Here is an 11,850-nt window from a genome sequence, read left to right on the forward strand (position 1 = left end):
TACTGGGGCTGCTTCGCAGCCCAGCGCGGGGCAAGCCCGCTCACCACAAAAAGCCCGCTCACAACAACATTGCCACCCGCAACCTGTCGGCACTTGGCCGCTGGCAATTGAGCTGGACCTGTTCCAGTCCAAGCCAGTCGGCCATTTGCAACAGGTTCGACGCCAGCGCCGCCATCCCCTCATCATCCAATCCCGGTTCCTCCTCATGCACGGCGTGCACCGCGAGGCGCCCATTGGCGCGTTCGGCGCGCAGGTCCACACGCGCAGCAATCCGCTCGTTGTGCAGAAACGGCAGCACGTAGTAGCCGTACACCCGCTTGTCTTGCGGGGTGTAGATCTCGAGGCGGTAGCGGAAATCGAACAGTCGCTCAGTACGGCTGCGCTCCCAGACCAACGAATCGAACGGCGACAGCAACGCACTGGCCGGCACTTTGCGCGGCACTTTCGGATCGGGCAGGCAGTAAGCCAGCTGTTTCCAGCCTTGCACTTGGCAAACCCGCAGTTGACCGTCCTCCACCAGTTCGGCAAGACGAATGCGGCTGTCGGCCGGATCGAGGCGGAAGTAGTCGCGCAGGTCTTTTTCAGTCCCCACGCCCAACGCGGTGGCGCTGTGCAGCAACAAACCACGCTGGGCTTGGGCTTCAGTCACAGCGGTTTGAAAGATATCGCTGGGGATGACCCGCTCCGGCAAGTCGTAGAGCCGTTCAAAACCGCGTCGGCCGGCGACCGTCACCAAGCCGGCGGCAAACAGCCATTCCAGTGCATGTTTTTCATCGCTCCAATCCCACCACGGACCGGCGCGCTCCTCACGGGTCGACAAACTGCCAGCCCCCAATGCGCCTTGCTGCTCGACCGCCTGCAACACCCGCTGAATGGTGGCTTGCTGCTCACGGCCAAAACGCGCCATTTGCGAATAGATGCCCCGCCCCTGCTGCGCCCGCTGCATACGCCAGCGCATCAACGGGTACAACGCCATCGGCAGCAAAGAGGCTTCATGCCCCCAATACTCAAACAGGGAACGCCGTCGCCCCTGGCTCCAGGCAGCCTGCTCAAGGATCGACGGGGAGTAGTTGCCCAAGCGGGAAAACAGCGGCAGGTAATGGGAACGTACCACGGCATTGACCGAATCGATCTGCAACACCCCTAGGCGTTCGATCATGCGGTTGAGGTGCACAGCCTTGATCAGTGCCGGCGCCTGGCGCCCGGAAAATCCCTGGGCCGCCAGCGCCATGCGTCGAGCTTGCTTGAGTGAAAAAGACAGATCGGCGGGCATGGGGCTCTCCGTGTGGGCTCGCCGACTACCCTACTGCATCCGCGATCATTTTCGCAGCGGATCCTGCCAGAAATGCAGGTGGCGCTCGTGCTCGACATCGCCGCGGCTGAGGCCGATATCCTTGAGCGCATCATCACTCAAGGTCGCCAGCATCTGGCGCTCCTCATGCAGCGCCTGCCACCGGACAATCTTGTGAACCAGCCCGGCAAACGGACGTTTCGCCATCAACACAAAACCTCTTTGACCTTTCATCTTCTCGCCCTCCAGTGGGGATGGCGCAAGTGTGTGCCTGGGCTTAAGATCAATCCAACGAATGTTTCTTATGCAATACATCTCAGAGATTGATCAATTGTCCAGCTTCCCGAGCATCGACACTGAAGTCCTGCGCACCTTCGTCGCCATCGCCGACCAAGGCGGTTTCACCCGCGCTGGCGAACTCGTAAACCGCACCCAGTCGGCGGTGAGCATGCAGATGAAGCGCCTGGAGGAAGACGTATTGCAGCGCAAGCTGTTCGAGCGCGATGGCCGGCAGGTTCGGCTGACACCCGAAGGCCAGGTGTTGTTGGGGTATGCGCGGCGCATCTTGAAACTGCACAGCGAGGTGTTCAATACCCTGCGTGAGCCGCACATGGTGGGATTGGTGCGCATCGGTACACCAGACGACTACGTGATGCGGTTCCTGCCGGGCATCCTCAAGCAGTTTTCCAAGGCGTACCCGCTGATCCAGATCGAGATGCACTGCGAGGCGTCCACGGTTTTGATGCAGCGCCGGGATTTGGCACTGACCGTTGTCAGTCGCGAGCCTGGCAATGAGATCGGTGAACTGTTGCGCACCGAGCGCATGGTGTGGGCGGCAGCGCCGTGCTTCTGCAGCGATGAGCACGACTCGCTGCCCCTGGCGATGTCCGGCGCCGACTGCCTGTACACCCAGTGGGCCCGCTCGGCACTGGACGCGGCCGGGCGCGATTACCGCCTGGCCTACCACAGCTCCAACGTGTCGGCGATCCAGGCCGTGGTCAATGCGGGCCTGGCGGTGATGGTCAGCATGGAGAGCCTGGTGACCGATGACCTGCGCATACTCGGCCGCGACGAGGGTTTCCCGCCATTGCCGTCAATGAATCTGCATTTGCTGCGTAACACGCGGATGAATTCGCCCATCACCGATTGCCTGGCGGACTACATCATCGAAGGTTTCAGACTTTAAAGGTCAGCATCACCGCGCACACCACCAAGAAGCCGCAGAACAGCCCGCGCAGTACGCGCTCTGGCAGGGCATGGGCGACTTTCACGCCCCAACTGATACTGAGCAGACCACCGACGGCCAAGGGCACGCCGATCATCCAATCCACTTCCTGGTGCCAAGCGTAGGTCACCAGTGTCACGCCGGTACTCGGCAATGCCAGGGCCAGGGACAGGCCTTGGGCAACCACTTGGGTGGTGCCGAACACACTGGTCAGCACGGGCGTGGCAACCACTGCGCCGCCCACACCGAACAGACCGCCCATGGAGCCGGACGCCGCCCCCAGCACCCCGAGCCATGGCCAGGAGTAACGCATCTGCGCCGTTGGTGGCGCATTGCGGGTGAACATGCGCACCAGGTTGTAGGCCGAAAGCGTCATCAGGAAGACAATAAAACCAATGCGCATCTCGCCAGCGTCCAGGCCTACCGCCCAGATCGACCCGAGCCAGGCGAAACTGAATCCCATGACGCCCAACGGCAGCGCATGGCGCAATTCGATACGGTTGCGTTGGTGGTAGCGCCACAGCGCCAGCATTACGTTAGGCACCACCATCACCAGCGCCGTGCCCTGGGCCAACTGCTGATCCAGGCCGAACAACACGCCCAGCACCGGGATCGCGATCAGCCCGCCGCCAATGCCAAACAGGCCGCCCACCGTGCCGAGGGCGGCGCCCAATACCAGGTACATCGCTAAATCCAACACCGCTTGTCACTCCACAATCCCAGGAATTGCATGCTACGCAGTCGACGCTGGCACGGAAACGCACAGCAACGCACAATGGTTGTGCCAATCTCGCATAAGCGATCTTTCGATGAACCCGAATACCCTGACTGATCAACTGAGCCTGTTTCTCGACGTGCTGGAAACCGGCAGTTTTTCCGCTGCCGCACGCCGTCATCCGTTGACGCCCTCTGCCGTGGCGCGGCGTATCGACAGCCTGGAAAGCTCGGTGGGCAGCCGCTTGTTCCAGCGCAGCACCCACGCGGTGGTGGCGACCCCGGCGGGTTTGGCCTTTGCCGAGCGGGCGCGGCGGATCGTCAGCGAATTGCAGTTGGCGCGAGCCGAGGCGGTGTCTTTGAGCCATGCCCCGGAGGGCCTGATTCGGGTGGATGCGCCGGCAGCATTTGGTCGACGGCACCTGGCGCCAGTGATTGCCGACTTCCTGAATGTGTACCCCGGGCTGGACGTGCACCTGCATCTGATCGACAGCTTTGTGGACATGCAAGGCGCACACCTGGGCAAGGTTGATCTGGTGCTGCGTGCCGGGCATCTCGTCGACACGCGGCTGATCGCCACGCCCCTGGCGAGCATCGTGCGTATCGCCTGTGCCAGCCCGGCCTACCTGAAAAGCCGTGGCACGCCAAACCACCCTCGGGAGCTGAGCGAGCACGACGGGCTGGACTGGGATGGCCTGGCGCCCACGTTCGCCTGGCGCTTCGAGCTGGATGGACGCCGCGCGACCTATCGTCCACGTCGCATCCGCATGAGTGCCAACAACGCCGAAGCCTTGCTGTCCGGCGCCCTGGCCGGACTGGGCATTGCCCACCTGCCCACGTGGCTGGCCAGTGAATACCTGGTGCGCGGCGAATTGCTACCACTGTTTTGCGAAAATGGCCTGCCTAGCCCGGAAACCACCGGGATCTATGCGCTGCGCCTGGAACAGCAACCCAACGCACGCAGCCGCTTGTTGCTGGAATACCTCAAAACCCGTTTCAGCCCCGTGCCGCCCTGGGACCTGGCCTTGCAAAGTGGCTTGGTCTGACCGCTCGGACAGAATTATCTGGCGCATTAAAGATTTGCCCGCTAGATTCCAGCACAGATACGTTTTCCGGAGGCACCGCCATGAGCAAAAATCCCGACCCGTGCGAATCCCTGATGCTGGACAACCAGCTGTGCTTCGCCCTGCACTCCACCTCGCTGCTGATGACCAAGGTCTACAAGCCACTGCTGCAAGCACTCGGCCTGACCTACCCGCAGTACCTGGCCATGATGGTGCTGTGGGAAGAGGATGGTTTGACTGTCGGCGAAATCAGCAGTCGCCTGCTGACCGATCCGGGTTCGCTCACGCCGCTACTCAAGCGCCTGGAAGCTGAAGGCCTGCTCAGTCGCACCCGCAGCCGCGAAGATGAACGCGTGGTGGTCGTGGAATTGACTGACGCCGGCCGCGCCCTGCAGGACAAGGCCATGGGCATACCCCAGTGCATCCTCGGCGCCAGCGGCCTGGAGCTGGAGCAATTGCGCAAGTTGCAGGGCGACCTGATTGCCTTGCGCGCCAACCTGCAAGGCAACATTTAACCTCTCCCATCAAGGGCGTCGCGTCCGCAGCGCCCGCAGAAAATGACCGTTCGTCCCCGCCTCAGAATATTTCTATAAATTTATCTTGCGCGCAAAACATTAGCGCTATACATTCGCCTCACCAACTACTTAGCGCGCAAACATTTAGCGCTAATAACCAAAAAGGAAAACACCATGCAAACGCTCTATACCGCAGTAGCTACCGCCACCGGCGGCCGTGATGGTCGTGCTGTTTCCAGCGACAACATCCTCGACGTCAAGCTCTCCACCCCCAAAGAACTGGGCGGTGCCGGTGGCCAGGCCACCAACCCTGAACAACTGTTCGCTGCCGGCTACTCGGCTTGCTTCATCGGCGCTCTGAAATTCGTCGCCAGCCAGACCAAACGCAAAATCCCGGATGACGCCTCGATCACTGCCCACGTCGGCATCGGCCAGATCCCCGGTGGTTTCGGCCTGGATATTGACCTGCACATCAGCCTGCCCGGCCTGGCTCAAGACGACGCGCAAAGCCTGGTCGACGCCGCTCACCAAGTCTGCCCGTACTCCAACGCCACCCGTGGCAACGTCGATGTACGCCTGCACGTGACTGTCTAAATGACCTCGGCCGCCCCTGGAGAACGCAATGAACACAATTGGTAAAGCACTCACCGGCACCCTGCTCGCCCTGTCCGTCACCCACGCCTTTGCGGCGCCAGGTGAAGTTGAACACAACACCCAAGCCTTTCTGGATGTGTTGAACGCCGGCACCGGCAAACCGATGGAACAACTGACGCCCAAGGACGCCCGTGCTGTTCTGACCGGCGCCCAGGCGGGTGTGAAGCTGACCTTGCCAGCCGCAGAGGTGAGCCAGAAGACCATCCAGGTCGATGGCAAGCCGCTGGACCTGACCATCGTGCGTCCGGCCGGGGTCAAGGGCACCTTACCTGTGTTCATGTTCTTCCACGGCGGCGGCTGGGTGCTGGGGGATTACCCGACGCATGAACGCCTGGTGCGGGACCTGGTCGTGGGTTCGGGGGCGGTGGCGGTGTTCGTCAATTACACGCCTTCGCCGGAAGCGCATTATCCGGTGGCGATCAACCAGGCCTACGGCGCCACAAAATGGGTGGCCGAGCATGGCCAAGAGATTAACGTCGATGGCAAGCGCCTGGCGGTCGCGGGCAACAGTGTCGGCGGCAATATGGCAGCGGTGGTCAGCCTGATGGCCAAGGACAAGGGCACCCCGGCCATCAAGTTCCAAGTGCTGTTATGGCCAGTGACCGACGCCAACTTCGACACCGGTTCCTACAACCAATATGCCGAAGGTCACTTCCTCACCCGCAACATGATGAAGTGGTTCTGGGACAACTACACCACCGACGCCAAGCAACGCGCCGAGATCTACGCCTCGCCGCTGCGGGCCAGCATTGATCAGTTGAAGGGCCTGCCGCCCGCCCTGATCCAGACCGCCGGCGCCGACGTGCTGCGTGATGAGGGCGAAGCCTACGCCCGCAAGCTGGACGCCGCCGGTGTGCCGGTGACCGCCGTGCGCTACAACGGCATGATCCACGACTACGGTTTGCTCAACGTGGTCAGCCAAGTCCCAGCGGTGCGTTCGGCACTGCTCCAGGCCTCGGATGAATTGAAGCAACACCTGAAGTAAAACGTAACGCCCACGAAAAAGCCCGACTCAAGGTCGGGCTTTTTTTCGTATCGGCAGGGCCAGAATTACTTCTTGGCGCGACCTTTGTACGAACCGCCTTCGCGGGTGTCGATCTCGATCAGGTCGTCGATTTCGATGAAGTCAGCGACTTGCAGCTCGGTGCCGTTAGCCAGCTTGGCAGGCTTCATGACTTTGCCCGAAGTGTCGCCGCGAGCGGAACCTTCGGTGTAGGCCACTTTACGCACGATGGTGGTCGGCAGCTCTACGGAAACCAGGCGCTCTTCGAAGAAAATAGCTTCGCAGACGTCTTCCATGCCTTCTTCGATGAACGGCAGAACGGCTTCGATGTCTTCAGCGTTCAGCTCGTACATGGTGTAGTCGGTGGTGTCCATGAACGTGTAGGTGTCGCCGCTGATGAAGGACAGGGTCGCTTCTTTGCGGTCGAGGATCACGTCATCCAGCTTGTCATCGGCGCTGTAGACGATCTCGGTCTTGTAACCGGTCAGCAGGTTCTTCAGCTTGGTCTTCATGATTGCGCTGTTACGACCAGACTTGGTGAACTCAGCTTTCTGAACCAGCCAAGGGTCGTTTTCGAGACGGATCACTGTACCGGGTTTCAGTTCTTTACCAGTTTTCATTGCATATATCCGAAATTTGGATGGGATTTACAAAATTCAAGGTGGCGTATCATATCCAACTTTCATAAAACTGCACCAGCGCCGTCGCAAGATCGGCCTGCAAACCCTGTTCCAGACACCATGCTTCGGCGTGCAGATTCACTTCCGGCCAGTGTTCCAGCAGCATTTTCCACGGTTGGGCCATGTCGCCCTCCGTGTTCCAGGCCTGCCAGAGACCGATCAAAGCAGCGCTTGCCGCTGGAGACAAGTCGGCGGTGTACAGCTCCAGGAAGGCATCGAGTTTGTCGAGATGGATGTCTTCGTCCTGTCGGTAAATGTGCCAGAGCAGCGGACGCCCTGCCCATTGGGCACGCACGAACGAGTCTTCGCCGCGCACGGCATTGAAGTCGCAGCACCACAGCAAGCGGTCGTATTGTTCCTGGCGCACGAAAGCGATGACCTGCACCGTCAGCGATCCGCGTTGCTGGATATCCCCTGCGACCAGCCGGTCCACACCGAGCCAGCGCTGCACGTCGCCCAGGATACGTCCCTCGGGGACCAACAGATGAGTGGCACACCCGTCCGTCGATAACACGTCCAGCCAACTGGCGAGCCCCACGTTTTCGTAGGCGAAAAGTGAGATCAGCCGCGCATCCAGTGCGGGAACTATGCCCAAGGCTTGCAGGAAGTCTCGCTGCGCGCCGGCATCCTGCTGAAACGCCCTACGCCGCTCCAGCAATCCCGCCTCACGCAACAGGCCGCCGGTGCCAGGTCGGAACCCAGGAAAGAAGAAGTACTTCTGCACGCCCTTGAATTTCACCGACGGCAGCCGATGGCAGCCCACCACCCAGTCTTGGGCACTCAGGTAATCCAGGTTCATCCACAACGGCACACGTTCGCGCTCGGCCATGGCTTCCATATAGTCGGGCGGCAACTGACAGGCGAACGCGGCAATCACTACGTCGGCTGCCGGCACCTTCACCCACTTGGCGGGCCAGTGGCGCACTTCGACGCCTTCCTGCCATTGCAGGTCTTGCTGCACATCGATTTGCGGGCACATGCGCTCGAATGCCCGCAGGTCATCGACCCACAAGCACACATCGCAGGCGTGCTCCGCCACCAACTGCCGAGCCAGGCGCCAGGTCACGCCGATATCGCCGTAGTTGTCGACGACGCTACAAAAAATATCCCAGCGGGCTTTCATTCCGGGCTCCAATGCTCAAAGGCTCGATTGTCCGCATAAATGCGCGGATGCAGAAGGCTTGATCGCGATTATTCTGCACGGTGGCTGTGCGACAATCGCCGCCACGCCGTTTATGCCCGCCAGGAGGCCATCATGTCCGATCGTCCGTTATCGCTGTTCAAGCTAAGCGCTGCAATCGCGTTTGGCGTGTGGCTGGGGTTTATCGCCCTCGCGCTGACGGCTTGGCTGGCCTCGCGCTACCTGTTCCCGCAAAGCCTGGCGCCGGTGGCCCAAGCCGTGCAGCAATTGGGCAAGCCAGCGGTGGTGGCACCTGAACCGCCAAACCGCATGTTCGAGCAGTACCAGCAGAACTTGCAGAAGCAGGAACAGCAGCAAACCCTGGACCAGGCCCGCAACAATGCGCGCAACCTGTCCAACCCCAAATGCCAGTTCTGGCTGCAACAGGACCAGAACGCCCCCAACGAAAAGACCCGGGCCAATGTCCTGCAATTCTGCGATTGATGACCAATGAATAAACATGCCGTACACCAGCTTGTATTAGAGAAGCTCGCCCTTGATCTCGATATTGCCCAACGCGCAGCGCAGACCGCTTACGAAACCGCGACCCACGAAGAAAACATTGCGGAGAACAAATACGACACCCTGGGGTTGGAGGCTTCCTACCTGGCGGCGGGGCAAGCCAAACGCGTGGAGGAGATCAAGCAGGCGTTGGCGTTATGCCAGAGCATGCAGCTGCGGGCCTTTGATGATCAACGCGGTATAGAAATTGGCGCGCTACTGGGGCTGGAAGACGAGAACGGTCGCCAGCAATGGCTGTTTTTGGCGCCAGATGCGGCAGGTTTGAAAGTGGATGTGGTCGGGCAACCGGTCACCGTCATCACCCCGCGCTCGCCGCTGGGCAAAAGCCTGCTGGGCAAGTTCGAAGGCGATGAGGTGGAGATTCTGGTGGCGGGCGCTCGGCAACACTTCACGGTTACCGACGCCAAATAACCTGTAGGAGCGCATTCATTCACTTAATGAACGGGTAGCTCAACGCCATCAAACAACGCTTCCAGTTCCTGCTTGTTGTGGCACTGGATCGCCTTGGCCATGACTTCACGGGTCAGGTGCGGCGCAAATTTCTCGATGAAATCGCACATGAAGCCACGCAGGAAGGTGCCACGACGGAAACCGATCTTGGTCACGCTGGACTCGAACAGTTCGCTGGCATCCAGCACCACCAGATCTTTGTCGAGCGCCGTGTCGACCGCCATTTTGGCGACGATACCCACGCCCAGACCCAGGCGCACGTAAGTCTTGATCACGTCGGCGTCGGCCGCAGTGAACACCACTTTAGGCGTAAGGCCGCGATGGCTGAAGGCTTCGTCGAGCTTGGAGCGGCCAGTGAAACCGAACACATAAGTCACGATCGGGTATTCAGCCAAGGCTTCCAGGGTCAACTTCGGCAGCTTGGCCAACGGATGACCTTGAGGCACGACCACGCAACGGTTCCAGCGATAGCACGGCATCATCACCAGATCACCGAACAGCTCCAAGGCCTCGGTGGCGATGGCGAAATCGACAGTGCCATCAGCGGCCATCTCGGCGATCTGCATCGGCGAGCCCTGGTGCATGTGCAGCGCCACATCCGGGTACTGCTTGATGAAATCGCGGATCACCGGCGGCAATGCATAACGCGCCTGGGTGTGGGTGGTAGCGATGGACAGGGTGCCTTTCTTCTCGTTGGAGAATTCCTGGGCGATCTGCTTGATGCTTTCGACTTTGCGCAGGATCTCGCCAGCGGTGGTGATAATGCGCTCACCGGCCGGGGTGACGCGGGTCAGGTGCTTGCCGCTGCGCGCGAACACTTCGACGCCCAGCTCGTCTTCGAGCAGGCGGATCTGCTTGCTGATACCGGGTTGCGAGGTGTACAGGCTTTGAGCGGTAGCGGAAACGTTGAGGTCGTGGTGCGCCACTTCCCAGATGTAGCGCAGTTGTTGAAGCTTCATATGTGTCCCTCAAAGCAGATAGACGCCACGGGTATCAGCGACGGTATATAACTATATTAAAGGTTCGATGGATAAATCTAGAACTTTTTATCGTTTTCACCCATCACACGTCATCACTGCGGCGACGTTGCAATGAAGGCACCAGGTAAACCGGCACCGTAGACAGCTGCAGCACCCGTGCAGCGGTGCGCCCCAACGGGGTAGCCGCTGCGGTTGCATGGCTATGACTGCCGACGATCAGCAGGTCCACGGAAAGTTTGCGCAGTTGGTCGAGAATCACCTCGCACGGATCCCCCTGGATCACCCGTACCGAGCGAATCAACTTCAGGTCTTGCTCGCCTTCCCCCAACTCCTCGCGAAAACTGTCCAGCACCCGTTGCTCGATCGTCGCCATCACCGTGGTCAGCCCCTGGCTCTGCCACTCATTCAGGGCCTTCTCATCAAGGTAGCTCTGTAGCACCGATTCGGCGAACAGCCCAATGGGCTCGACCACATGGATCACATACAGGTCCGCCTTGAACGTTCGGGCCAGCGCCAGCGCATGTTGCATCACATAAGGCGCGTACAGACCGAGGTCTGTGGCGTACAGCATCGAACGGATCATAGAACCCCCTGGAACTGCCAGGATGGCGGAGATGAAATCAGCTTAGCAGTGCCTTGCTGACTTCGACTGACTTAGCACTTCACCTCATTACTGATGCCATGGGGAACATGCCCGGTGGCGACGAACTCCATGGCCTTCTCGCAATGCCCGGCCTGGTCATCAAAAAACACATCGGCGGCGAAGGCTTCCAAAAATGCGGATTTTTCCAGGCCACCGAGGAACAACGATTCGTCCAGGCGGATATCCCACTCGCGCAAGGTGCGAATCACCCGCTCATGGGACGGCGCGGAACGGGCGGTGACCAGCGCGGTGCGGATCGGACAGGCTTCGTCCGCAAACTCGCGCTGCAACAGGTTGAGCGCTGCGAGGAAACCTTTGAAAGGGCCGCCATGCAAAGGCTGGCGCGCCGACTCCCGTTCATTGGCCTGGAATGCTTCCAGTCCGCCAGCCTGATAGACCCGTTCGGACTCATCGGAAAACAACACCGCGTCGCCGTCGAAGGCAATGCGCAGTTCTTCGCTGGAGGCGCGGTTCGGGCCGCCGGACAGAATCGTCGCCGCCGCAAACCCGGCATCGAGGGCACTGCGCACATCTTCAGCATGGGTCGAGAGAAACAGATGACAGCCAAACGCCGCCAGATAAGGATAAGGACTACGCCCGCCTACGAAAGCGGCGCGGGAAATGTCCAGGCCGTAATGCTGGATTGAATTGAACACGCGCAGGCCGGTGTCCGCGCTGTTGCGCGACACCAGCACTACTTCGACCCGGGCACGGCCGAGGCTGGCATTGAGGCTGAGCAGCTTCTTGACCAGCGGGAAGGCGTCACCGGGCTCGAGGATTTCCTCCTCGTGTTCGATCTGGTACTGGCGGTAAGTCTCGACCCCTTCGGCCAGGTAGACCTTGTGGCTTTCACTCAAATCGAAGAGTGCCCTCGATGAAATCGCCAGCACCAGTTTGTCGCCCAAACCCTTTGCCATAATGTGTCCCCC

At 60.3% G+C, this 11,850-nt stretch carries 15 protein-coding genes; 7 read left to right on the forward strand and 8 right to left on the reverse strand.

From position 1 onward, the window contains the following. Positions 1-58 precede the first annotated feature (58 nt). Entirely contained in the window at positions 59-1,273 is a 1,215-nt protein-coding gene (locus ACP7C6_RS13130) for a winged helix-turn-helix domain-containing protein (RefSeq protein ID WP_426108838.1), read from the reverse strand. Positions 1,274-1,318: 45 nt separating this feature from the next. Next, positions 1,319-1,525, reverse strand: coding sequence for a DUF1127 domain-containing protein (locus tag ACP7C6_RS13135; protein WP_028615652.1), 207 nt, complete (start codon positions 1,523-1,525; stop codon positions 1,319-1,321). Positions 1,526-1,595: 70 nt separating this feature from the next. Between ACP7C6_RS13135 and ACP7C6_RS13140 the strand changes: the two genes are divergently transcribed. Further along, positions 1,596-2,477, forward strand: coding sequence for a LysR family transcriptional regulator (locus tag ACP7C6_RS13140; protein WP_068932289.1), 882 nt, complete (start codon positions 1,596-1,598; stop codon positions 2,475-2,477). On the opposite strand, the gene ACP7C6_RS13145 is transcribed toward ACP7C6_RS13140, so the two are convergent. Next, positions 2,467-3,216 carry a sulfite exporter TauE/SafE family protein gene (locus tag ACP7C6_RS13145; RefSeq protein WP_426108839.1) on the reverse strand — a complete coding sequence of 250 codons (750 nt, stop codon included), beginning with the start codon at positions 3,214-3,216 and terminating at the stop codon, positions 2,467-2,469. The genes ACP7C6_RS13140 and ACP7C6_RS13145 overlap by 11 nt on opposite strands. A gap of 109 nt (positions 3,217-3,325) precedes the next feature. Between ACP7C6_RS13145 and ACP7C6_RS13150 the strand changes: the two genes are divergently transcribed. The 4 genes from ACP7C6_RS13150 to ACP7C6_RS13165 all read left to right on the forward strand — a co-directional run bounded on the left by ACP7C6_RS13150 (position 3,326) and on the right by ACP7C6_RS13165 (position 6,448). Beyond that, a complete protein-coding gene (locus ACP7C6_RS13150) occupies positions 3,326-4,276 on the forward strand; it encodes a LysR family transcriptional regulator (RefSeq protein ID WP_028615649.1) in 951 nt (316 codons plus the stop codon). 80 nt (positions 4,277-4,356) lie between these two features. Continuing rightward, a complete protein-coding gene (locus tag ACP7C6_RS13155; RefSeq protein WP_028615648.1) occupies positions 4,357-4,809 on the forward strand; it encodes a MarR family winged helix-turn-helix transcriptional regulator in 453 nt (150 codons plus the stop codon). Positions 4,810-4,983: 174 nt separating this feature from the next. Beyond that, the gene (locus ACP7C6_RS13160; RefSeq protein ID WP_010176159.1) at positions 4,984-5,403 is read left to right on the forward strand and encodes an organic hydroperoxide resistance protein; all 420 of its coding nucleotides are present in this window, start codon (positions 4,984-4,986) and stop codon (positions 5,401-5,403) included. A 28-nt stretch (positions 5,404-5,431) separates the two neighbouring features. Continuing rightward, positions 5,432-6,448 carry an alpha/beta hydrolase gene (locus tag ACP7C6_RS13165; RefSeq protein ID WP_068932287.1) on the forward strand — a complete coding sequence of 339 codons (1,017 nt, stop codon included), beginning with the start codon at positions 5,432-5,434 and terminating at the stop codon, positions 6,446-6,448. 65 nt (positions 6,449-6,513) lie between these two features. Here the strand turns inward: ACP7C6_RS13165 and ACP7C6_RS13170 are convergent, their stop codons facing one another. Together ACP7C6_RS13170 and earP are read right to left on the reverse strand one after the other, a co-directional pair. Next, positions 6,514-7,086 carry an elongation factor P gene (locus tag ACP7C6_RS13170; RefSeq protein WP_028615646.1) on the reverse strand — a complete coding sequence of 191 codons (573 nt, stop codon included), beginning with the start codon at positions 7,084-7,086 and terminating at the stop codon, positions 6,514-6,516. Positions 7,087-7,135: 49 nt separating this feature from the next. Next, a complete protein-coding gene (gene earP / locus ACP7C6_RS13175; protein ID WP_426108840.1) occupies positions 7,136-8,269 on the reverse strand; it encodes an elongation factor P maturation arginine rhamnosyltransferase EarP in 1,134 nt (377 codons plus the stop codon). A gap of 132 nt (positions 8,270-8,401) precedes the next feature. Here earP and ACP7C6_RS13180 point away from each other — a divergent pair, with 132 nt between their 5' ends. Continuing rightward, positions 8,402-8,770: a hypothetical protein gene (locus ACP7C6_RS13180; protein WP_028615644.1), complete on the forward strand. Its 369-nt coding sequence runs from the start codon at positions 8,402-8,404 to the stop codon at positions 8,768-8,770. A 6-nt stretch (positions 8,771-8,776) separates the two neighbouring features. Next, positions 8,777-9,259 carry a GreA/GreB family elongation factor gene (locus ACP7C6_RS13185; protein ID WP_028615643.1) on the forward strand — a complete coding sequence of 161 codons (483 nt, stop codon included), beginning with the start codon at positions 8,777-8,779 and terminating at the stop codon, positions 9,257-9,259. Positions 9,260-9,282: 23 nt separating this feature from the next. On the opposite strand, the gene cysB is transcribed toward ACP7C6_RS13185, so the two are convergent. The 3 genes from cysB to ACP7C6_RS13200 all read right to left on the reverse strand — a co-directional run bounded on the left by cysB (position 9,283) and on the right by ACP7C6_RS13200 (position 11,838). Continuing rightward, complete coding sequence (gene cysB, locus ACP7C6_RS13190) at positions 9,283-10,257, reverse strand: HTH-type transcriptional regulator CysB (protein WP_010211864.1); 975 nt, start codon at positions 10,255-10,257, stop codon at positions 9,283-9,285. Positions 10,258-10,360: 103 nt separating this feature from the next. Then, positions 10,361-10,861 carry a universal stress protein gene (locus ACP7C6_RS13195; protein WP_028615641.1) on the reverse strand — a complete coding sequence of 167 codons (501 nt, stop codon included), beginning with the start codon at positions 10,859-10,861 and terminating at the stop codon, positions 10,361-10,363. A gap of 71 nt (positions 10,862-10,932) precedes the next feature. Then, positions 10,933-11,838, reverse strand: coding sequence for a 5'-nucleotidase (locus ACP7C6_RS13200; protein ID WP_068932284.1), 906 nt, complete (start codon positions 11,836-11,838; stop codon positions 10,933-10,935). Positions 11,839-11,850: the final 12 nt, after the last annotated feature.

Source organism: Pseudomonas sp. TWR1-1-4 (assembly GCF_049897165.1).
GTDB lineage: Bacteria > Pseudomonadota > Gammaproteobacteria > Pseudomonadales > Pseudomonadaceae > Aquipseudomonas > Aquipseudomonas canadensis.